Genomic DNA, 21,988 nt, shown 5'->3' with positions numbered 1-21,988 from the left:
CCGCTCCGTGGGGCGTCGCCCCTGGGCGACTTGGCGGTGGCCACGGGCAGCCGGCTAGCCGCGCTCGATGTTGCTGAGGTCGCGCAAGACTCCCACGCGCCCGTCCGTGTGCTGGACCAGGAATTCGTCTCCCCTGTCCTCAAGCGCCAGAACCCAGCCGCCGGGTTCGATCCCGAACAGCGGTGCACCGGTGCGCTCATCCACGGCCGTGCGGTGCTGCGCTACTGCGAACCAGAAAGCCTCGTGGGCAGGCGGCTGCTCCGTTTCCTCGGGACGGCTGGCCGGATCCACGGTGGCGCCGATCGGCTCCTGTGATTTCACCGGTTCCTGAGCCTTCACCTGGGGATGCACAGCGGTGGCCGGAGTGGCAGAGGCCGCCGGCGCCGCGCTCGCGGCGGCCGTCGCACCGGCTGCTGGAGCCGAGCCGGTGGCCAGAGCTCCATTGACCGGAGTTCCGTCCAGCTGGGTCTCTTCGGCAGCCGGCGATGCCGCTTCCGTGGCTGCGGGACGCTCGGCGGCGGACGCTGCGGCGGAAGGCACGACGGCGGCGGCTTGCGTTTCGGCGGACGCTGCGGAGGACGGCACGACGCCGGCGGCTTGCGTTTCGGCGGACGCTGCGGCGGCGTTGGTGGCAGACCATGCGCCCGGCGACGGGGCTGCCGCCACTCCGGCGGCTGTTCCCGTGTCGTGCGACCCCGTCACATGCGATCCCGACACAGGAGGCGCACCGAAAGTCTGGCCGGCGGCGTACTGGCCGCCCGCCGTCGGGCCCTGTACTGAAGAGCCCTGTACTGAAGAGCTCTGCGCGGACGAGCCCTGTACCGAAGAACCCTGCACAGACGGCTTAGCATCAAAAGGCTTTGCATCAGACGGCTTGACATGAGACGGCTTGGCCGGCTTCGGGGCCTTGGGTGCCCTGGGCTTCTGCACCGGAACGGCGGATTCCCGGGCCATGACATGGGCGGGAACTTCGGCGCGGTCCAGGAAGTCGCCGGCGAAGAAGGGGATGAAGCGGGCCAACACCGTGGCCGCGAGCAGCACGAGGGAACCGATCAGGGCAACGAGCAGGCTGGGTGTGAAGGCACCGGCGATTGAAAGGAAGAAGAAGGCAACGGCAAACGAAGCCACCACGGAGCCGAACTGGTCGATAGACAGCGAACCGATCCGCACCTTGGTCTCAGGGGCCAGGCGGCGGGCGACGAACAGTGCCGCTACGATGAGCGGCAGGACGATCCCGAGGCCGAGGAAAAACAGGCTGCCGAGGTTCCACAGGTTGTACCTCAAGGCGAACATAGGAATCAGCGATGCGACAAAGAGAACCAATGTGGCCGCGAAAACGGTCAGGTCGCGGACAGTGAAGGGACCTGCGACTGCCTCGTTCTTGGCTCCGGTCCGCTTGCCACCGGCGCCGGCGTTCGACTGGAATGATGCGTTTCCGGCCGTCTGCCCGCCCTGTGGCTTCACCGAGTGGGAGCCGTGGCCCGCATCCAGCGCCCCGCCCCGCTGGGAATCCCCCTGTTGTGAATCTCTCTGGTTCCCTCCACCATTTTGGCCGGGAGCCTGTTGGGCAGAGCCCTGATGACCCGGGTCGCGCTGGGCTGGACCCGGCTGGGCCAGACCCGGCTGGTCGTGGCTTTGCTGATTCATACTGTTCTCCTTAGCGTGGCGGCACCCGAGCGGCTGTCAATGCAGGGCGACACCTAACGGCCGGCGGGCCGGACCTCAAGCGGCCAGGCTGCCTCCGACCTATGTCACGAGTCCTTCTCAGCCTAGCCAAGTGCATGGATGATCACTAGCTGACGGGCCGCGGCGGGGTGCCTGCGGAATGACCGCGAGGGGACCACTCGTCGCTAAATCTGCACCGCTCACTGTTCACTGTGTGACGCGGCACACGTTGTCACAGCAGGAAGCGCTAGGCTGATTTCGGAACAGCTCTTTGCGGTACGTCCGTGATCTGCCGCCGCCCGATGCCGCGCTCCGCGGCTGGGTGCGGCGATGACGGCGCAGCCGCGCGGCAAAGATCTACGAATGATGAGGTTCACCATGTCCCAGGACACTCCCGGCTCGACGGCTACGGCTGCCCCCACCAGCCAGCAGGGCGACGCTCTCGAAAACCTGCTGCATGAGAACCGTAAGTTTGCCCCCTCCGAGGACTTCGTCGCGAACGCCGTTGTTGGCGCGGAAGTCTATGCGGAAGCGAATGCCGACCGCCCCGCTTTTTGGGCGAAGCAGGCACGTGAGTTGCTGACCTGGAGCAAGGATTTCGACCAGGCACTTGACTGGTCCAATCCGCCATTCGCCAAATGGTTCGTCGGCGGCGAGGTCAACGCCGCGTACAACGCGCTGGACCGGCACGTCGAGAACGGCCTTGGCGACCGGGTGGCCATCTACTTCGAGGGCGAGCCGGGAGACACCCGCACGTACACGTATGCGCAGCTCACCGACGAGGTGAAGAAGGCTGCGAACGCCTTCGAGTCCCTCGGCGTTGGCAAGGGTGACAGGGTGGCCGTGTACCTGCCGATGATCCCCGAGGCTGTGATCACGCTGCTGGCCTGCGCCCGGATCGGTGCCGTCCACTCGGTGGTGTTCGGCGGCTTCTCCGCCGACGCGCTGCGGTCCCGCATCGAGGATGCCGAGGCCAAGCTCGTGGTGACCGCGGACGGCACGTACCGGCGCGGAAAGCCCAGCGCCCTGAAGTCCGCCGTGGATGAGGCGTTGTCCGCAGACGGGCACAGCGTGCAGAACGTAGTGGTGGTCAAGCGCAACGGCCAGGATGTGGACTGGCACGAAGGCCGGGACCACTGGTGGGCCGACACCGTCGGGGCCGCCTCCGCCGAGCACACCGCCGTCGGGCATGACTCCGAGCACCCTTTGTTCATCCTGTACACCTCCGGCACCACGGGCAAGCCCAAGGGCATCCTGCACACCACCGGCGGGTTCCTGACCCAGACCGCGTACACGCACAGGGCGGTCTTCGACCTGCACCCGGCAACTGACGTGTACTGGTGCACGGCCGACGTCGGATGGGTCACCGGCCACTCCTACGTCGCCTACGCCCCGCTCATCAACGGCGCCACCCAGGTCATGTACGAGGGCACCCCGGACTCCCCGCACCAGGGCCGCTGGTGGGAGATCGTTCAGAAGTACAAGGTCTCCATCCTCTACACCGCTCCCACCGCGATCCGGACCTTCATGAAGTGGGGCCGGGACATCCCGGACAAGTACGACCTCTCTTCCATCCGAGTCCTGGGCTCCGTGGGTGAACCCATCAACCCCGAAGCGTGGATGTGGTACCGCGACGTCATCGGCGGGAACAAGGCACCCATTGTGGACACCTGGTGGCAGACCGAAACCGGCGCCCAGATGATCGCCCCGCTCCCGGGAGTCACGGCCACCAAACCGGGCTCCGCCCAGGTGCCGTTGCCCGGCATCGCAGTGGACGTTGTGGACGAAAACGGCGCCTCGGTGCCCGACGGCCACGGCGGCTTCCTGGTGATCCGCGAACCCTGGCCGGCCATGCTCCGCGGCATCTGGGGAGACCCCGAGCGGTTCAAGGAAACCTACTGGTCCCGCTTCGAGACCATGTACTTCGCCGGCGACGGCGCCAAGAAGGACGAGGACGGCGACATCTGGCTCCTGGGCCGGGTGGACGACGTCATGAACATCTCCGGGCACCGGCTCTCCACCACTGAAATCGAATCCGCCCTGGTGAGCCACCCCGCGGTGGCGGAGGCCGCCGTCGTTGGAGCCGCCGACGAAACCACCGGCCAGGCGGTCGTCGCGTTCGTGATCCTCCGCGGCGACGCCGTGGACACAGGTGAGGAAATCATCCAGGATCTCCGCAATCATGTCGGCAAGGAGATCGGCCCTATCGCCAAACCCAAAACCATTCTCGTGGTCCCCGAACTGCCCAAGACCCGGTCCGGCAAGATTATGCGCCGCCTCCTCAAGGACGTCGCCGAAGGGCGCGACGCCGGTGACGCCACCACCCTGGCCGACAACACCGTCATGGCCCAGATCGCGGCTTCGCTGAAGAAATAGTCACAAATCCGCACTTGCAGGGCCTGTCCGCACCGGCGGACAGGCCCTGCTGGTTTTTGCGACAACACGAATGTTGTTTTCCGATCTTTCCTGTTCCCTTTTGAGAGGTTATAGTCTGTCGTATGTGAGGTGTCTCACACGCAGCTGAATTTCAAAGGAGAGATCATGGCAGCACATCCGGAGCAGTCCGCAGCCGCCGGCCCGGGCCGGCGCACAATCCTCAAAACCATGGGAGTCGGAGCTGCCGGAGTGGCGGGCATTCCGTTCCTGGCCGCCTGCACCGGGGGGAGCGGCCCCTCCAGCGGAGGCACGGAATCGTCAGGGCTCACCTTCGGATCAGGTTCCTCGGACGAGGTGCCCAAGAAGGCGTACGAAGCGGTCACGGATGCCTTTACCAAGAAGACCGGCAAGAAAGTCTCCACGAACGTGGTGCCGCACAACGATTTCCAGAACAAGATCAATTCCTACCTCCAGGGCTCACCGGACGATACCTTCACGTGGTTCGCCGGCTACCGGATGCAGTTCTACGCAAGCAAAGGACTCCTCGCGCCCGTGGACGACGTGTGGGAAAAGATCGGCGGCAACTTCTCGGATGCCCTGAAGAATGCGTCCACCGGCCCGGACGGCAAGATGTACTTCGTTCCCAACTACAACTACCCGTGGGGTTTCTTCTACCGGAAGAGCCTTTGGGCGGAGAAGGGCTACGAGGTTCCGGCGACTTTTGATGCCCTGAAGGCCCTCGCCACCAAGATGAAGGCGGACGGCATCATCCCCATCGGCTTCGCTGACAAGGACGGCTGGCCGGCCATGGGCACGTTCGACTACATCAACATGCGCCTCAACGGCTACCAATTCCATGTGGACCTCTGCTCGCACAAGGAATCCTGGGATCAGAAGAAGGTGACCGATGTCTTCGACACCTGGTCCGCGCTCCTGCCGTTCCAGGATCCGGCCGCACTGGGCCAGACCTGGCAGGACGCCGCCAAGGCCCTGGCAGCCAAGAAGACCGGCATGTACCTGCTCGGGTCCTTCGTCACCCAGCAGTTCACGGATCCCGCCGTGCTGAAGGACATCGATTTCTTCCCGTTCCCTGAGATCGCCGCCGAGGGCCGGGACGCCGTCGAGGCCCCCATCGATGGTTTACTGCTGTCCAAGAAGGGCGGCGAGAACTCTGCGGCGCGCCAGTTCATGGAGTTCATGGGCACGGCCGAGGCCCAGGACGCCTATGCCGCGGTGGATTCATCCAACATCGCCACGGCGAAGGGCACCGACGCTTCCAAGTTCACCGACCTTAATAAGAAGTGTGCCGAGACCATCGCCAACGCGAAGTCCATCAGCCAGTTCTTCGACCGCGACGCCCTTCCCGCCATGGCCAACAATGTGATGATCCCCGCCCTGCAGACCTTCATTAAGGACGGCAAGATGGACGTCAAAAACCTTGAGGCCCAGGCCAAGACGCTGTACGCAGCCCAATAGCAGGTCGGGGAATCCCATGAGCACTACAGCAAGAGACCTGGTTCCACCGGAATCCAGGGCACCGTCCGGGGCGCCGGCCAAACGGGTCAGGAGCGGCAAGGTCCGCAGGCTTTCCCGGCGCGACAAAATCGTCCTGACCCTCATGGTCGGCATTCCCACGCTCATCCAGCTGGTGTTCATCTGGCTGCCAACCCTGTTGTCGATCGGTCTCAGCTTCACCCGCTGGAACGGGCTGGCACTGACGGACATCCGGCCGGCCGGCGCCGCGAACTACCAGTACATCTCCCAGGACTACCCTCCGTTCTGGCCCGCCATGCAGCACAACGTGCTCTGGCTGGGTTTCCTGGCGCTGGTGGCCACCCCACTGGGACTGTTGCTGGCGGTGCTGCTTGATCAGAAGATCCGCGGAAGCAAGATCTACCAGAGCATTTTCTTCGCTCCGGTGATGCTCTCCCTTGCACTGATCGGCATCATCTGGCAGCTCTTCTACCAGCGGGACAACGGCCTGCTGAACTTCGTGCTGGGCACGTCGGGCACTCCGCAGGCCGTTGACTGGTTCGGTGATTCCTCCGTGAACATCTGGGCGGCCCTGATCGCGGCCACATGGCGGCATGCGGGCTACGTCATGCTGCTCTACCTGGCCGGCCTCAAGGGTGTCGACCCCACCCTCAAGGAGGCAGCAGCCATCGACGGGGCCAATGCGGGCCAGACGTTTTTCCGCGTCGTCTTCCCTGCCATGCGGCCCATCAACATCGTGATCGTCGTGATCACCATTATTGAATCGTTGCGGGCCTTCGATGTTGTCTACGTCATCAACCGCGGCACCAACGGCCTCGAGCTCATCAGTGCCCTGGTGATCCAGAACCTCGTGGGCGAGGGGCAGGTGATCGGCGTCGGATCGGCCCTCGCCGTCGTTCTGCTGGTCATTTCCCTGGTCCCGATCGTCTTCTACCTCAGCCGCACCTTCGGCAAGGAGAACAAAGCATGAGCACCACAGCCACCCGCGCAGGCCTTCCAGCTGCGGAGGCGCACCGTTCCGGCAGCAAGCCGAAACGCCATTACGGCACGCACATCTTCCTCTCGGCCATGGCCGTTATGTGGCTCGTCCCGCTGGGATGGGCGCTCTTCACGGCCCTGCGGCCCATCGCCTCGACCAATGAACACGGCTACTTCAGCTTTGCCGGGGACTTCAACTTCGACAACTTCGTCCAGGCCTGGACGCAGGGCGGCTTTGCCAAGTACTTCTGGAACTCAGTGATCATCTCCGTTCCGGCCGTGCTGCTGGTCCTGTTCCTGGCGTCCATGATGGCATTCGCCGTGAGCCGGGTGAGCTGGAAGTTCAACGTCACGCTCCTCATCATGTTCACCGCCGGCAACCTGCTGCCGCCCCAGGTGCTGGCGGCACCGCTGTTCGAGATGGCCAAGCATTTCGAGGTGCCGTATGCCTTCAGTGATTCCGGCAACATGCTCAACACCTACATCGTGGTCATTGCTGTGAACACTGCATTCCAGATGGGCTTCTGCACGTTTGTGTTGTCGAATTACATGAAAGCCTTGTCCGCTGACCTGACCGAGGCTGCGCTCGTGGACGGGGCAGGAATCTGGCGGCAGTACCGGGAGATCATCATGCCGCTGTGCCGCCCGGCCTTCGCTGCCCTCGGCACGCTGGAAGTCATCTTCATCTACAACGACTACTTCTGGCCGCTCATTTTCATCCAGAGCGGGGACCGGCTTCCCGTCACCACGGCCATCAACAACCTCCAGGGCGAGTTCCTGAACAACTACAACCTCCTGGCGGCCGGAGCTGTGATCACTGTGATACCGACGCTGATCGTCTACCTGCTCCTGCAGCGGCAGTTTGTTGCGGGCCTGACTCTTGGTTCCAGCAAGGGGTAGGCGAAGATGGGCACTAGCAGTCGAGCTTGCCGCTTTCCCCGATTGAGAGGTTCCTGATGCTTCCCGCCGCCCGTCACCAGTCCATAGTGGACGCAGTCCAGCGAGAGCGGGTGGTCCGGGTTTCAGATCTGGCCCAGCAGCTGGGCGTGTCCCTCATGACTGTGCGGCGGGACATCGAAATGCTCGAGGAAAGCGGGCAGGTGGAGCGCATTCACGGCGGCGCCAAGCTGCCCGGCGACGCCAGCACGCACGAGCCCGGCTTCGAACTGAAGTCCACGCAGCTTACTGCCCAGAAACGGGCCATTGCCGTGGAGGCCGCAACACTGGTGCATGAGGGCATGGCCGTGGCCCTCAGCGCCGGCACCACAACGTGGGCACTGGCCAAGGAACTCGTGAACGGGCCGCGCATAACGGTGGTGACCAACTCCATCCGGATCGCCGACCTCTTTCATCATGGACCCGCGTCCGGTGCCGCACGCTACAGCTCCACCGTGATCCTGGTCGGAGGCGAACGCACGCCGTCGGACGCCCTGGTGGGGCCCATCGCCACGGCAGCGCTCAGGCAGCTGCACCTGGACCTGTTGTTCCTCGGCGTGCACGGCATGGACGCCGAGGCCGGCTTTACCACCCCCAACCTGCTCGAGGCCGAAACCGACCGGGCCTTTGTGGCCGCATCACGAAAGGTGGTGGTCCTCGCGGACCACACGAAGTGGGGCACGCAGGGCATCAGTACCATCGCCGAACTCGAGGAAGCCGACGAGGTGATCAGCGATTCGGGCCTTTCCGGCGAGGCCCAGCGGATTCTCCGGGACCGGGTGAGCAGGTTGCGGCTCGTTTAGGTTGCCATCCCGGCTGCGGCCTGACGCAGCGGGAACTCCGCCTGAACTTCCCTCAGCCGCAGCCGCAGGATTGCCTGACCAGCAGTCGCGTCGGGAAGATGCGGTGCTGCGCGGGTTCGGCACGGTCAGCGCCGACGAGCGCGCGCACCGCGGCCTCCGCCATTGCCCGCACCGGCTGTTCCACAGTGGTTAGCGGCGGCCACGAATACTCCGCCTCCAGCGAGCCGTCGAAAGATGCCAGTGCCACGTCGCCGGGCACTGACAGTCCCGCTTCGTGAAGGGCCCGGATAATGCCGATCGCCTGCATATCGGAGCTGGCAAAGATGGCAGTGGGCCGGTTGCCCGTCCCCAGGAGGCGCTTGCCGGCCGCGTAACCGCCGACCCGGGTGAACTCGCTGCGCGCTATCGGCCCTTCCGGCAGACCGGCGTCCTTGAGGGCCTGCAGCCACCCATCTTCACGGGCATCCCCTTCATTGCCGGTGGTGGTACCCATGGCCAGGCCGATGTTGGTGTGGCCGTGCCAGATAAGGTGCTCCACCGCCGTGCGGGCTCCTTCGGCCAGGTCCACACCCACAGTGGTGAAGCCTGCGGACCTCTCGCTGTGGCTGAGCAGCACGGACGGTATCTCCGCAGCCTGCAGGTCAGTCAGATCCGGATCCAGCAGCACACTCGCCAGCACCACGCCATCCACTTGCCTGGCGGCCAGGTTGCGGATGTTCCTCCGCTCCTTGGCGAGGTTGCCGTCCGAATTCGTTAGGAACAGCGCGAAGCCCAGCTCTGCCGCCGCGTCCTCCACTGCATGGGCCAGCATCGAGAAGAAGGGGTTGCTGTTATCGGGGATGATCAGGCCTATTGTCTCCGTTGAGCCCAGCTTGAGCGCACGGGCTGCGGCGTTCGGCCGGTAGCCAAGCAGGCGGATGGCGTCCTGGACCTTGGCCTCCGTGGCCGGCGCAACCTTCTTGGGCCCACCATTGACAACGTAACTGACGACGGCGGTGCTCACCCCGGCGTACCGGGCAACATCCTTGCGGGTCACCTGGGTACGGGGGGCGGGCACTGCCGGGGTGGTCATAGTGTCCATGCTAGCTACAGCGACGCCGGGGCATCGCCGAAATCTCGGATGATCAGGCGTTCGCCGCCGCGGAGGGCGGACTCGTGGGCCACGATGCCCGGCAGCGTGAACCGTGCCGCGGTCCAGGCGTTGACCGCCGGAAGCGTGCGGTTGTTGACCGCCGTGACGAAGTCATCCACAAGGAAGTGGTGGCTGCCCTCGTGTCCGTTCGGGGCTCCCCGGAATTCTTCGGGGAGACGCTCGCTGTCGTGGACGGGTGCAAGACCCGACACGAAGGCATCACGGAGTTCAGGTGCCACATTGGCCAGCGATGGATCATCGAGGGACATGCTGGGCCTTGACTCCATCTGCTCCGAAATGTCGTGGACGTTGGCCTTGTCCTGCCAGACCGTGACCTTGGCCAGCTGCTCAAAGCTGGCCTCCGTGCCGAAGAACCTGAACCGGGACTCGCGGATGTGGGACGGGTATCCCACGCGGCGCATCTCGTTGGTTCGCATCACACCGCCGTCGTTCAGTTCAAACAGTGCCGTGGCGTTGGAAAAGTCATTGCCGAACATGCTGACGTCCCGGTCGAACACTCCGTCCTGCCGGTCATCCCTCACACCCACGCAGCTGACACTGACAGCGTGCGTCGGCACCGCGCCCAGCACCCCTCCAATGGCGTGCGTCGGGTACAGCATGGGCGGATAGCTGGCCGTCTCCTTCCAGCGCTCGCCCCCGCTGTACTGGTAGGCGTCGTAGAAGCCCAGATCCATGTCGTGGACGTAATCGCCCTCCGTGTAGAACACCCGGCCGAATTTTCCGGCCGCATGCTGCTTCCGGGCGTAGACGGTGGCCGGGTTGTAGTAACTGGTCTCACCCATCATGTAGACGTTCCGGGTCTCCCTCACGGCTTCGATAATGCGGGCGATCTCCTCCTCGGAAATCGCCATGGGCACCGCCGAGTACACGTGCTTGCCGGCCCGGAGGGCCCGCTCCACGAGGGGACCGTGCGTCCAGCGCTGCGTGAAGATGGCGACGGCGTCGACGTCGGAGGCTAGGAGATCCTCGAAGCTCGCCACGGAACCTGCCAGGCCGTAGTGCTCGATTGCTTCTGCCGCCCGTTCCGGCCGCTCATCCACCACATAGACCTTGCTCACGCCCGGGTGCAGGTTGAAGAGGTGGGCGAACTGGCCGCCGAACTGGCCTACGCCAACTACTCCGATTGAAAACGTCATTGTTTGGTGCCTCTCAAGGTGGTGGAACTGGCATCCGTTGGGCTGACAAAGGTCCCGCCGGGGGTTGCGCTCAGTCTTACACCGGAATCTACTCGAGTCAACGTCTTCAACGTTGCAGAAGAAATTCCCCGAGAAATCCTCAGATTTAACTTGTTCTCCGAAATCTACTCGTGTAGATTCAGTGGCGATTGTTAGTCACATCACACACTCAGGAAGGGTCGATGATGACCACCCTTACCAAGAATCCGCCCGCTGCAGCGCACAAGGCGCCGCAGCGTTCCAACCGGGGCCGTGGCATGGCAAAGCTGGGCGACCTCAGGATTGCGCTGCTGTTCATCCTTCCGGCGATGATCGGCTTCGTTGCTTTTTTCCTGGTGCCGACCATCCGGGGCATCTACTTGAGCTTCACCGAGTACAGCGTGCTGGGCGAACCGGAGTGGATCGGCCTTAAGAACTACACGTCGATTTTTGCGGACGAGCTCTTCTGGAACGCCATGGCGGTGACCGTCCAGTACGTCGCAATCAACATCGGCCTGCAGACAGTCATTGCGCTCGGCCTGGCGCTGCTGATGCACCGCGTGGCAAAGTCCACGTTCGTCCGCGGCGCGTTGCTGCTTCCGTTCCTGGTAGCCAACGTGATCGTTGCCCTGCTGTGGTTCTGGATGCTCGATTACCAGCTGGGTATCGTGAACGAGATCATCAACTGGATGGGCCTTCCCCGCATTGCCTTCTTCGGTAGTGAGCAGTGGGCCATCCCCACTATCGCCTTCGTCAACGTCTGGCGCCACATGGGCTACACCGCCCTGCTGATCTTCGCCGGTCTCCAGTCCATTCCCAACCACGTTTACGAGGTCGCCTCGCTGGACGGCGCCTCGCCGACCAGGACGTTCTGGAGCATCACCATGCCGCTCCTGCGCCCGGTCCTGGCACTGGTCCTGGTGGTCACCGTCATCGGATCGTTCCAGGTCTTCGACACCGTCGCGGTCACCACCGGCGGCGGTCCGGTCAACGCCTCGCGCGTCATCCAGATGTACATCTACCAAAAAGCCTTCGGCGAATCGGACTTCGGGTACGCCTCCGCCCTGTCCGTCATTCTCTTCGTGATCCTCGCACTCGTGGCCTTCATCCAGATGAAGTTCCTCAAGGGCAACGAATCGGATCTGGACTAAGGAATCCCTGCCATGACCACTCAAACACTCGCCCCCCGCAAGCCCATCAACTGGCGCCGCGCAGGCGCCTGGACGCTCGTCGCCCTGGCGCTCATCGTCACCATCGTCCCGTTCCTGTGGATGCTCCGGACGGCCCTGTCCAGCAACCACTCGCTCGCCTCCAACGCTGCGAACCTCCTTCCGGCCGACTTCAGCTGGGGCGCTTTCAAGCGGGTCTTTGGAATGCAGTCCGCAGAAGAGGCCATTGCCGAAGGAGGCTCCGGGGCCGACATTAACTTCTGGCTCTACCTCCGCAACTCCATTATCTTTTCGACCGTGACCACGGCCGGCCAGGTCTTCTTCAGCGCCATGGCCGCCTACGCTTTCTCCCGGCTCCGCTGGCCGGGACGGAACCTGGTGTTCGGCCTGTTCCTCGCCACGATGATGGTGCCGCCGATCTTCACCGCGCTGCCGAACTTCCTCATGATCAAGAACCTGGGTCTGCTGAACACGTTCGCCGGCCTGGCCCTGCCGTTCCTGTTCATGACCCCCTTTGCGATCTTCTTCCTGCGGCAGTTCTTCCTGAACATGTCCCGTGAGGTCGAGGAGGCAGCGATGCTCGACGGTGCGAAGCACCTGCGCATCTTCTTCCAGATCGTGCTGCCCAACGCCGCAGCACCGCTGGCCACGCTCGCGTTCCTGACGTTCGTGGGCCAGTGGAACGAATACTTCTGGCCACTGCTGGTGGGCCAGGACGAGAACGTCCGTGTCCTGACCGTGGGCCTGGGCGTCTTCAAGTCCCAGTCCCCGCAGGGCGCCCCGGACTGGGCCGGACTCATGGCCGGCACCATCGTCGCCGCCCTGCCGGTACTGCTGCTCTTCTTGGCCTTCGGCAAGAGAGTGGTCAACTCCATCGGCTTCTCCGGCATCAAGTGAAGCCTCTCCCACCAAACTCAGCCCAAACCGCCGCTCCCGGCAATCCACGCACCACCCACGAAAGGTCCATCATGAAGAAATCCCTCGGCGCCGTCGCTGCCGCCGCAGCCATCGCCTTGTCCCTCTCCGCCTGTGGCGGCGCATCGTCCACCCCTTCGGCCGAGGCCAAGGGCGAAATCAACTACTGGCTCTGGGACGCCAACCAGCTTCCGGCCTATCAGCAGTGCGCCGCCGACTTCACCAAGGCCAACCCCGACATCAAGGTCAAGATCACCCAGCGCGGCTGGGACGACTACTGGACCACCCTGACCAACGGCTTCGTCGCCGGCACTGCACCGGACGTCTTCACCGACCACCTCTCCAAGTTCCCCGAATACGCCTCGAAGAAGCAGCTGCTCGCCCTGGACGACGCCGTTCAGAAGGACGGGGTCAAGCTGGACGTCTACAACAAGGGCCTCGCCGATCTCTGGGTGGGCCAGGACGGCAAGCGCTACGGACTGCCGAAGGACTGGGACACCGTCGCGATGTTCTACAACAAGAAGCTCGTCAAGGACGCCGGCTACACCGAGGAGCAGCTGAAGAACCTCGACTGGAACCCGCAGAACGGCGGCAGCTACGAGAAGGCCATCGCCCACCTCACCGTGGACAAGAGCGGCAAGCGCGGCGACGAGGCAGGCTTCGACAAGTCCAAGGTGGCCGTCTACGGCCTGGGACTGGAGAACTCCGGCTCCGGCCAGGGCCAGACCCAGTGGAGCTTCCTGTCCGCCACCACCGGCTGGACCCACACGGACAAGAACCCGTGGGGCACGAAGTTCAACTACGACGATCCCAAGCTCCAGGAGACCATCAAGTGGTGGGCCGGCCTCGCGGACAAGGGCTACATGCCCAAGCTTGAGACCACCGTCGGCGCTAGCGTCTCAGACGCATTCGGTGCCGGCAAGGCCGCCATCAACACCAACGGATCCTGGATGATCGGCCAGTACACCAGCTACAAGGGTGTCGAAACCGGAATCGCCCCCACCCCCAAGGGACCTGAGGGCAAACGCGCCAGCATGTTCAACGGCCTGGCCGACTCCGTCTGGGCCGGCACCAAGAACCCGGCTGCTTCCGTGAAGTGGGTTGAGTACCTGGCCTCCAGCGCCTGCCAGGACGTTGTCGCCTCCAAGGCCGTCGTCTTTCCCGCCATCAAGAGCTCCTCCGAGAAGGCTGCCGCTGCCTTCAAGGCCAAGGGCATCGACGTCACCGCCTTCACCACGCACGTCACCGATGGCACCACCTTCCTGTTCCCCATCGCCGACAAGGCCGCCAAGGTGGACGGCATCATGAAGCCCGCCATGGACGCGGTTGTGTCCGGCAAGAAGGATGCCAGCTCCCTGACTGACGCCAACGGCCAGGTCAATTCCCTCTTCAAGTAGGGACGAAACTGGGCGACAATCGAAGCCCAGGCATCCACCGCAGCACCACGGTTGCGGGGCCGGCGCGCACCTGCCSCCCGGCCCCGCAACCGGCTTACCTTACCTTTCTGCATCACGCTCCTCACCGAAAGAGAACTACCTATGGATCCCCTGCACCTCCGTTCCGCCGGCACCAGCCTGGTGATCAGCTTTAGCAGCGGGGAGGCCGAGGTCATCCATTGGGGCGCCGAACTTGGCGGCCACCTCCCGGACCTCGCCATCCTCACCGAACCCGTCCCCCACTCGGCCATCGATGCCACGGTCCCCGCAGGCCTGCTGCCCCAGGCGTCATCCAGCTGGCGGGGGCGGCCGGCGCTGCGCGGCCACCGGATTGCCGACGGCGTCTCCGGCCTCGACTTCTCCGTCCGCCTGCGCGCTGTCCGCGCCACGGTGAACGGCAACACCGCGGTTATCACCCAGCGGGATGCCGACACCGACATCACAGTGGAGTCCACGCTCGCCCTGAACGCCGGCGGCCTGCTGGAACTGCGCCACACCGTCACCAACTCCGGCACCTCGCCGTTCCAAGTCGACGAACTGGCCACTGTCCTCCCGGTGGCTCCGGACGCCGTCGAACTCCTGGACCTGACCGGGCGCTGGTGCCGGGAACGCCATCCGCAGCGCCGCCCCATCCAGCAGGGCACCTGGGTCCGCACCGGACGCCACGGCCGCACCGGCCACGATTCCTCGCTGCTCTTCGCCGCCGGAACCGCCGGGTTCGGCAACCGGCACGGTAAAGTCTGGGCCACGCACCTGGCCTGGAGCGGCAACCACGAACAGTTCGCCGACACCATCGGCGACGGCCGCACCATGATCGGCGGCTCGGAACTGCTGGGACCGGCCGAAGTGATCCTCCAACCGGGCGGAAGCTACACCACGCCAGCACTCTTCGCGGCCTATTCTGACCGCGGTCTGGACGGCATCAGCGAGGCGTTCTACAGCTGGTTCCGGTCCCGCCCGCACCATGTCCTGCCCGCGGCTTCTGCCAATGCCGGAGCCGGAAAACCGCGCCCGGTGGTGCTCAACACCTGGGAAGCGGTCTACTTCGACCACGACCTGTCTACGCTCATCGAACTGGCCGATTCCGCCGCCGACCTCGGCGTCGAGCGCTTCGTCCTCGACGACGGCTGGTTCCGCGGCCGCCGCGACGACCACGCTGGCCTGGGTGACTGGTACGTGGACGAGACGCTCTGGCCCAACGGCCTCACGCCGCTGATCGATGCCGTGACATCGCGCGGGATGGAATTCGGCCTCTGGGTGGAACCGGAAATGGTCAACCTGGACTCCGACATAGTCCGGGCACACCCCGAGTGGATCGTTGGTCCTGCCGCCGCCTCCCACAAGGACGGCGGACGCCTGCCGCTGGCCTGGCGGAACCAGCACATCATCGATCTCGTGAACCCTGAGGCCTGGCAGTACATCTTCGACCGGATCGACGCCCTCCTGCGCGAAAACAACATCAGCTACCTCAAGTGGGACCAGAACCGCGACCTGACCGAACACGGCCACGCCGGCCGCCCCTCCGTCCACGAACAGACGCTCGCCGCCTACCGGCTGTTCGACGAACTCCGCAAGGCCCATCCCGGCGTCGAGATTGAAAGCTGCTCCTCCGGCGGTGCCCGCGTGGACCTGGGCATCCTGGAACGCACAGACCGGATCTGGGCCTCGGACTGCAACGACGCGCTGGAGCGCCAGACCATCCAGCGCTGGACCGGCCTGGTGGTCCCGCCGGAGCTCGTGGGCGGCCACATCGGCCCCACCACCTCCCACACCACGGCCCGCACGCACGATCTGTCCTTCCGCGCCATCACGGCGCTGTTTGGGCACTTCGGCATGGAATGGGACGTCCGCGAGGTGCAGGGGGCGGAACGCGACGAACTCAAACGCTTCATCGGGATTTATAAGGAGCACCGCGGGCTTATCCACAGCGGCCGGATGGTCCGCGCCGATGTTCCCGACGATTCGATGATGCTGCACGGCGTTGTTGCGGATGCCGCGGCGACGGATGCCGTCGCATCGGGCACGACGGCGGCGCTGTTCGCCCTCGTGAGCACGCGGACGTCGTTTGCCGAGCAGCCGGGCCGGATCACCGTTCCCGGCCTGGAGGCAGCACGGAACTACCGGGTGGAGGCCATCTTCCCGGCGCCCAGCGACGCGGACTACGCCCACACGTTCACGCAGGTCCAGCCGCCGGCCTGGCTGGCCTCAGGGGCCGAGGCCAGCGGCAGCTTCCTGGCCGAGGTCGGACTGCCCATGCCGATCCTCAACCCGGAGCACGCGGTGCTCCTGAAGTTCACGGCGCTCTAAGGCGCACCCAACTCACTGGCCTGGGCGGTTCGCCGCCCGGGCCAGTGCCACGTGAGGCCGCAGGCCGTTCCGCAACGGGCGCGAACGGATCCTTGAGCCCTGCAGGCTGTAACGAAGCCCCGCTCCCGGAGGCCGGGCGGGACAACACGATAGATTTGCATCCATGACTGAAGCACCCTCCGCCACCGAAGCCGGCCGCGCAACCATCCTTGTCCTCAATGGCCCCAACCTGAATCTTCTCGGCACCCGCGAGCCGGAGAAATACGGCACCTCAACCCTTGCCGACGTCGAACAGTTGGCGCAGGATGCCGGAGCTGCTCACGGACTGGACGTTGAGTGTTTCCAGTCCAACCATGAAGGCGCCCTGGTGGACGCAATCCACGCCGCACGGGGCAAGGCCATCGGCATCGTCCTCAACGCCGGCGCGTACACGCACACGTCCGTGGCCATCCGGGACGCGATCTCAGCCGTACAGCTGCCTGCCGTGGAAGTCCACATCACCAACGTGCACGCCCGCGAAGCGTTCAGGCACCACTCCTACCTTTCGGACATCAGCAAGGCCGTGATCGCGGGCGCCGGGATCATGGGGTACCGCTTTGCCGTCGAATACCTCGCCGAGCTGCATGCCGGCAAGGCCTGACAATGCCGGCCGAGGCGATGGGCACCGCAGACTGGTACCGGCATTTCGGCGCCTTTGATGCCCCCGGTTCCTCGGCTTGCTACGCCGACTGGTCGTTGCACATCGCTGACGATCCCGAGCTGATTGCGCGGATTGAACAGTGGCCGCACAACAAGCGCCAGCCCCTGCTGATGTTGGCTGCCGCCCGCTTCCTCGGCGCCAGGATTTCCCCCTATGGGGAGTTCCGGAAGTTTCTGGACGAGCATTGGGCGGACATCTCGCGGACCGTCCTCTCGCGTGCCACGCAGACGAACGAGGTGGGCCGCTGCGCCACCCTGCTGCCTTCGCTGGCCGCCATCGCGGCCGCCGAAGGGAAGCCGCTCGCCCTGATCGAAGTCGGCGCGTCTGCCGGCCTGGCGCTGTTCCCGGACCGCTACTGCTACGAGTTCGACGACGGGACGACGGTCACGCGACTGCTTCCGGCACGGCCGCGGAAGGGTCAGCCTGCCGCGCCAGAGCCGCCCGCCCTCCGGTGCATCACTTCGGGCATGGTTCCCCTGCCCGGCCGACTGCCGGACATCGTGTGGCGGGCCGGAATCGACCTGAACCCCCTGGACGTCGGAAATGACGACGACGTCGCCTGGCTCGAAGCCCTGGTCTGGCCCGAGCAGGACTTCCGCCGTGAGCGGCTACGCCGGGCGGTCGCCGTCGCCCGGCAGGAGCCGCCGCTCCTTGTTGCCGGGGACCTGAACGAGCAGCTGGTCTCCTTGGCACGCCAGGCACCGGACGATGCGGCACTGGTGGTGTTCCACAGTGCCGTCATGGGCTACCTCAGCGCGGAAGGCCGCGCGCGTTTCCGGACCACAGTCCAGGGCCTCGCTGCAGACCGGGGCTGCCACTGGTTGTCCAACGAGGGCGAGATGGTGATCGCCCAGGAGGACGGCTCCAACGTGGTGCCTGAAATGGACCCGGAACGGCTCAAAGGACGTTTCCTGCTGCTGCAGGACGGCCTGCCGGTGGCCGTCACTGGGCCGCATGGCCAGAGCCTGGAGTGGCTCTAGCCGTCTGTCGGAACTGCTACTGCTGGATGCACTGTCCTGACGACACTGCCGCCGAGAGGCCTGGGGCTTCGTTGACTACCGGCCGAAGGTCGATCATGGGGATGGCGAAACCCAGGGCAGCGTTGGACGTGGTCTTGGCGAAGATCACGCCGGCCACCTGCCCCCCGGTGGTCAGCAGCGGTCCGCCGGAGTTTCCCGGCTGCACGTCCCCGGCGAGCTTGTAGACCTCATCCGGAACAGGATTGTTGCCGTAGATGTCCGGCACCAGCACTGTGGAAATGCCCTGGACCGTCGCCGGCTTCGACTGGAACGGGCCACCGTGCGGGTAGCCCGCAAATGCTGCGGCAGTGCCGGCCGGAAGATCAGGACTCAGGCCCAGTGATTCTGTGGCCAGGCCCTCGACGGCAAGGACTGCCAGGTCCCGCTGGCTGTCGAAATAGACCACGCGGCCCGGTAACGCGCCGCCACCCGGAACCTCCACGACAGGCTGAGACACGCCCGCCACAACATGCGCATTTGTGACCACCCGGCCCGGCGACACAACGAAGCCGGTCCCGGTCTGGTTCTGCCCGCATTGGTAGGCGGTACCGGCGATCTTCAGGACTGAACCGGCCGCCCGGTTCAGGGCAGGGGTGTCAGTGTTGGCATTCGGCACAGGGACCTGCTGGTCCTGCCCGATGCCCTCGATCAGCCGGGGGATGCCGTCCCCGATCACCGCCGACCGCAGCTGGGCCATGGTGGCCTTGACCGGGTTGGGGGTCAGGCCGTCGATGAAGCGGATGACCCTGGATTCGGCGAGCTGCTGAGAAACGAACGGCACACCGAGGGCACCGATGCTGAACGCCAGCATGGACATGACGAGGGCGGCCACAACGAGGTTCACCGCGCCACCGACCGTCCTGTCCACGGCGCGCAGCGGTTTCAGGCGCACGGCACTGCGAATGCTGCGGCCGATCGTGGTCCCCAGCGCGTTTCCCAGCACCATCAGCACAATGGCGGTACCGATGATCGCGGTCAGCCGCCAGCCGCTGTCCTCCACAAAGTTGCTGACCACCGGCACGGAGAGGAACGCTGCGACGGCTCCGGCAGCGAAGCCGGCAATGCCGCCGAGGGTGACCAGGAACCCGTTACGAAGGCCATAGATCAGGTAGGACAGGAGCGTCAGTAACAACGCCAGGTCCAGAACAGTCAGGCCAAACACCGGGTCTCCTCACAGGCAGCTAAGCCCCGATTCTACTGGCGGATTCTGACAATTCGCCGGTGGACGGCGGCGGCGGCCGTGTGCTCCCAGCGCCTTTTGGCCTGTTCTGCTGCCAAGTACGTCACAGAACGTAGAAAATTCTGAAACAATGGCACAAGCGCCCCAGCCGACACATTTTAATCAGGAGAATTCATGGACATCGAGGTATTGCGCCGCGCACCCCTTTTCGCCACTCTGGACGACGAGGCTTTCCGTCTGCTGACGGACGAGCTTACCGAGGTTGACCTGTCCCGTGGGGCATCTGTATTCCGCGAAGGCGATCAGGGTGATCAGCTCTACTTCATTGTGTCCGGCAAGGTGAAGCTCGGCCGTACGTCCCCCGACGGCCGCGAATCGCTGCTGGCCATCCTTGGCCCGGGTGAGCTCTTCGGCGAGATGGCGCTGTTCGACCCCAGCCCGCGTACGGCAACTGCCACGGCTGTCTCCGAGACCCGCTTGGCAGGCCTCAGGAACGAGAGCCTGAACTCCCTGCTGCGGACCCGCCCGGAGGTTTCGGCCCAGCTGCTGCAGGCGCTGGCCCGCCGCCTGCGCCGCACCAACGACTCACTGTCCGACCTTGTCTTCTCCGACGTCCCGGGCCGCGTGGCCAAGGCGCTCCTGGACCTGGCCGACCGATTCGGCCGGCCGGCCACCGACGGCGTCCTCGTTGCACACGAGCTCACGCAGGAAGAGCTGGCACAGCTCGTCGGCGCCTCCCGAGAAACCGTGAACAAGGCCCTGGCCGAGTTCGTCCAGCGCGGCTGGCTGCGCCTCGAAGCCCGCGCCGTAGTGATCCTGGACATGCAGCGCCTCCGCCAGCGCTCCCGCTAAGCCAAATAACAAAGCCGCCCCGGTATCAACCGGGGCGGCTTTTTGTTCTTAAGTCACCAAGGTCGGAGAACGCCCCTCCGCCTCCGCTGGTTGAGCCTGTCGAAACCAGCGGGCCGGAACCTTGATCTCGACAAGCTCGATCAGCCGTAATCAGAGCGTCACCGAACAGGCAACAGGAACTGCGAGAGCGTCACCAAAAAAGCGACAGGAACCGCGAGAGCGTCACCGTTCCCGCTGGGGCTCGTGGGCCACGGTCTTCGCGGCCTCGACTTCGAGCATGAGCGTCCCGTCTTCCTGGACCAGCCGGGGCTGGTACACGTGCGGGGTGCGCTTGTAGCTGAGGTAGGCGATGCAGCCGTTGGCCGCTGCCATCTTCTCGAGCATGATTTCAGAGCCGGGGACCAGGAGCTGGCCAAGCGTGAGGCCCACGGTGTTTTCCTGGCCCACCTCGTCGCCGAGCGCCGTCGTGTCGCGTTCGCTGACAACTTTGGTGGCGCAGATCCAGCGGCCCCACACGCCCTTGCTGGCCAGGACGGTGGGCTGCTGGTTCATGGGAACCGTGGCGGCGAAGTAGCGGGTATTGAAGCGGCGGTGTGCAAAGTCCGGGCTGAGCCAGTTCACGAGCGGCTTCAGCAGGTCCGTGCGCAGCGACAGGCCTCGCTTGGCGAGCACCTCGGTGAAGGACTTTTCCTGCGAAGCCACGGCTTCGCGCACTTTCATCCATTCGGGCGTGGATGTTCCCTCAACGGTGGAGGACAGGTCCGGACCGGCCAGGAGCACGCCGGTCTCTTCGAACAGTTCCCGGACGGCGCCCACAACGTGGCGGCGCGCCAGCCCGACGTCGTCCGTTCCCATCTGCTCGGCCCAATGCTGGGGCGAGGGGCCCAGCCAGCCGAGTGCGTCGTCGTCGGACGCTTCCAGGGACCCGCCGGGAAAGGCGAGGACGCCCAGCGGCGAAGACCCGGGCCGGTAACCGAGCCAGGTCTCCAGACCGGTGGGCGAATCACGGAGCAGGACTACCGAGGAGGCGAACCGTGCGGCGCGGGGCGTCCGTTCGCCGTGATCGATCCAGCTTTGTGCCGCCCCTTCGAGCTCGGGGGGAAGAACAAACAGGCGACGTGCTAGCTGGGGCAAGGAAGTGACCGGTCCTTAGCTGAATTCAGCGATCAGTTCGACTTCAACGGGAGAGTCGAGCGGCAGGACAGAAACGCCGACGGCGGAACGGGCGTGCTGCCCCGCGTCACCAAGCACCCGGCCAAGTAGTTCGGAGGCACCGTTGATAACGCCCGGCTGGCCGGTGAAGGACGGGTCCGAGGACACGAAGCCCACCACCTTGACGATGCGGGTGATGCGGTCGAGGTCGCCGATGACGCTCTTGACGGCGGCCAGCGCATTGACCGCACAGACGGCGGCGTACGCCTTGGCGTCCTCGGGGGACACCGTGGACTCGTCCGATGTGCCTTCGGTGCCGGCGGAAACCTTGCCGGTAGCTTCGAGTTTGCCGTCAATAAACGGCAGCTGCCCGGAGGTGTAGACGTGGTTGCCGGAGATGACGGCCGGCACGTATGCGGCCACGGGCGCGGCCACTTCGGGGAGCGTCAGGCCGAGCTCGGCAAGCCGCTGTTCGACGGCGGAAGACGGCGCCGCTGCAGCGCTGGAAGCGGTTTCTTGAGGCGTGGTCATGCTACTGCTTCTCCCTCTTGAGGTAGGCAACCAGACCGTTGCCTTCGGGGCCGGGGACTACCTGGACAAGCTCCCAGCCATCCTCTCCCCACTGGTCCAGAATCTGCTTCGTGGCGTGGATTATGAGCGGAATCGTCGCGTACTCCCATTTGGTCATGAACTCAAGCC

At 65.0% G+C, this 21,988-nt stretch carries 19 protein-coding genes; 12 read left to right on the top strand and 7 right to left on the bottom strand.

Annotated features, from left to right (window positions below):
• Positions 1 to 54: 54 nt before the first annotated feature.
• The gene (locus tag AC1D14_RS14775) at positions 55 to 1,647 is read right to left on the bottom strand and encodes a hypothetical protein (RefSeq protein ID WP_230119356.1); all 1,593 of its coding nucleotides are present in this window, start codon (positions 1,645 to 1,647) and stop codon (positions 55 to 57) included.
• Between the two features lie 396 nt (positions 1,648 to 2,043).
• On the opposite strand from AC1D14_RS14775, the gene acs reads away from it, so the two are divergent.
• The 5 genes from acs (at position 2,044) to AC1D14_RS14750 (ending at position 8,252) form a co-directional block, all read left to right on the top strand.
• Positions 2,044 to 4,041, top strand: a complete 1,998-nt coding sequence (gene acs / locus AC1D14_RS14770) for an acetate--CoA ligase (RefSeq protein WP_230119388.1) — start codon at positions 2,044 to 2,046, stop codon at positions 4,039 to 4,041.
• A gap of 165 nt (positions 4,042 to 4,206) precedes the next feature.
• A complete protein-coding gene (locus tag AC1D14_RS14765) occupies positions 4,207 to 5,517 on the top strand; it encodes an ABC transporter substrate-binding protein (protein WP_230119357.1) in 1,311 nt (436 codons plus the stop codon).
• 16 nt (positions 5,518 to 5,533) lie between these two features.
• Positions 5,534 to 6,505: a carbohydrate ABC transporter permease gene (locus AC1D14_RS14760; RefSeq protein WP_230119358.1), complete on the top strand. Its 972-nt coding sequence runs from the start codon at positions 5,534 to 5,536 to the stop codon at positions 6,503 to 6,505.
• Positions 6,502 to 7,413, top strand: a complete 912-nt coding sequence (locus AC1D14_RS14755; protein ID WP_230119359.1) for a carbohydrate ABC transporter permease — start codon at positions 6,502 to 6,504, stop codon at positions 7,411 to 7,413. The genes AC1D14_RS14760 and AC1D14_RS14755 overlap by 4 nt, the downstream gene beginning before the upstream one ends.
• 56 nt (positions 7,414 to 7,469) lie before the next feature.
• On the top strand, positions 7,470 to 8,252 hold the full coding sequence (locus tag AC1D14_RS14750; RefSeq protein ID WP_230119389.1) for a DeoR/GlpR family DNA-binding transcription regulator: 783 nt from the start codon (positions 7,470 to 7,472) through the stop codon (positions 8,250 to 8,252).
• 52 nt (positions 8,253 to 8,304) lie between these two features.
• On the opposite strand, the gene AC1D14_RS14745 is transcribed toward AC1D14_RS14750, so the two are convergent.
• Positions 8,305 to 9,324, bottom strand: coding sequence for a LacI family DNA-binding transcriptional regulator (locus AC1D14_RS14745; RefSeq protein ID WP_476882149.1), 1,020 nt, complete (start codon positions 9,322 to 9,324; stop codon positions 8,305 to 8,307).
• 14 nt (positions 9,325 to 9,338) lie between these two features.
• Positions 9,339 to 10,541 (bottom strand): Gfo/Idh/MocA family protein, encoded by a 1,203-nt coding sequence (locus tag AC1D14_RS14740; RefSeq protein WP_230119361.1) that lies wholly within the window; start codon positions 10,539 to 10,541, stop codon positions 9,339 to 9,341.
• Positions 10,542 to 10,765: 224 nt separating this feature from the next.
• Between AC1D14_RS14740 and AC1D14_RS14735 the strand changes: the two genes are divergently transcribed.
• The 6 genes from AC1D14_RS14735 to AC1D14_RS14710 all read left to right on the top strand — a co-directional run bounded on the left by AC1D14_RS14735 (position 10,766) and on the right by AC1D14_RS14710 (position 18,066).
• Complete coding sequence (locus tag AC1D14_RS14735) at positions 10,766 to 11,710, top strand: carbohydrate ABC transporter permease (RefSeq protein ID WP_230119390.1); 945 nt, start codon at positions 10,766 to 10,768, stop codon at positions 11,708 to 11,710.
• 12 nt (positions 11,711 to 11,722) lie between these two features.
• On the top strand, positions 11,723 to 12,625 hold the full coding sequence (locus AC1D14_RS14730; RefSeq protein ID WP_230119362.1) for a carbohydrate ABC transporter permease: 903 nt from the start codon (positions 11,723 to 11,725) through the stop codon (positions 12,623 to 12,625).
• A 71-nt stretch (positions 12,626 to 12,696) separates the two neighbouring features.
• Positions 12,697 to 14,040, top strand: a complete 1,344-nt coding sequence (locus AC1D14_RS14725) for an ABC transporter substrate-binding protein (RefSeq protein ID WP_230119363.1) — start codon at positions 12,697 to 12,699, stop codon at positions 14,038 to 14,040.
• A 141-nt stretch (positions 14,041 to 14,181) separates the two neighbouring features.
• On the top strand, positions 14,182 to 16,386 hold the full coding sequence (locus AC1D14_RS14720; RefSeq protein WP_230119364.1) for an alpha-galactosidase: 2,205 nt from the start codon (positions 14,182 to 14,184) through the stop codon (positions 16,384 to 16,386).
• A gap of 163 nt (positions 16,387 to 16,549) precedes the next feature.
• Positions 16,550 to 17,026 (top strand): type II 3-dehydroquinate dehydratase, encoded by a 477-nt coding sequence (gene aroQ / locus AC1D14_RS14715; RefSeq protein WP_476882151.1) that lies wholly within the window; start codon positions 16,550 to 16,552, stop codon positions 17,024 to 17,026.
• 2 nt (positions 17,027 to 17,028) lie between these two features.
• Positions 17,029 to 18,066 carry a DUF2332 domain-containing protein gene (locus AC1D14_RS14710; protein ID WP_230119366.1) on the top strand — a complete coding sequence of 346 codons (1,038 nt, stop codon included), beginning with the start codon at positions 17,029 to 17,031 and terminating at the stop codon, positions 18,064 to 18,066.
• Positions 18,067 to 18,082: 16 nt separating this feature from the next.
• Here the strand turns inward: AC1D14_RS14710 and AC1D14_RS14705 are convergent, their stop codons facing one another.
• The gene (locus AC1D14_RS14705) at positions 18,083 to 19,267 is read right to left on the bottom strand and encodes a MarP family serine protease (protein ID WP_230119367.1); all 1,185 of its coding nucleotides are present in this window, start codon (positions 19,265 to 19,267) and stop codon (positions 18,083 to 18,085) included.
• 192 nt (positions 19,268 to 19,459) lie between these two features.
• On the opposite strand from AC1D14_RS14705, the gene AC1D14_RS14700 reads away from it, so the two are divergent.
• Positions 19,460 to 20,137: a Crp/Fnr family transcriptional regulator gene (locus AC1D14_RS14700; RefSeq protein WP_205652417.1), complete on the top strand. Its 678-nt coding sequence runs from the start codon at positions 19,460 to 19,462 to the stop codon at positions 20,135 to 20,137.
• Positions 20,138 to 20,359: 222 nt separating this feature from the next.
• Here AC1D14_RS14700 and AC1D14_RS14695 read toward each other — a convergent pair whose 3' ends face one another.
• From AC1D14_RS14695 to AC1D14_RS14685, 3 genes are read right to left on the bottom strand one after another with little or no spacing between them, the layout of a single operon-like run.
• Positions 20,360 to 21,271 (bottom strand): NUDIX hydrolase, encoded by a 912-nt coding sequence (locus AC1D14_RS14695; RefSeq protein WP_476968699.1) that lies wholly within the window; start codon positions 21,269 to 21,271, stop codon positions 20,360 to 20,362.
• A 15-nt stretch (positions 21,272 to 21,286) separates the two neighbouring features.
• Positions 21,287 to 21,820, bottom strand: a complete 534-nt coding sequence (locus AC1D14_RS14690; protein ID WP_230119369.1) for a RidA family protein — start codon at positions 21,818 to 21,820, stop codon at positions 21,287 to 21,289.
• Position 21,821: 1 nt separating this feature from the next.
• The gene (locus tag AC1D14_RS14685; RefSeq protein ID WP_205652420.1) at positions 21,822 to 21,977 is read right to left on the bottom strand and encodes a DUF4177 domain-containing protein; all 156 of its coding nucleotides are present in this window, start codon (positions 21,975 to 21,977) and stop codon (positions 21,822 to 21,824) included.
• Positions 21,978 to 21,988: the final 11 nt, after the last annotated feature.

The organism is Arthrobacter sp. P1_B11, from assembly GCF_056406715.1.
This window is presented reverse-complemented; position numbering and strand designations above follow the sequence as displayed.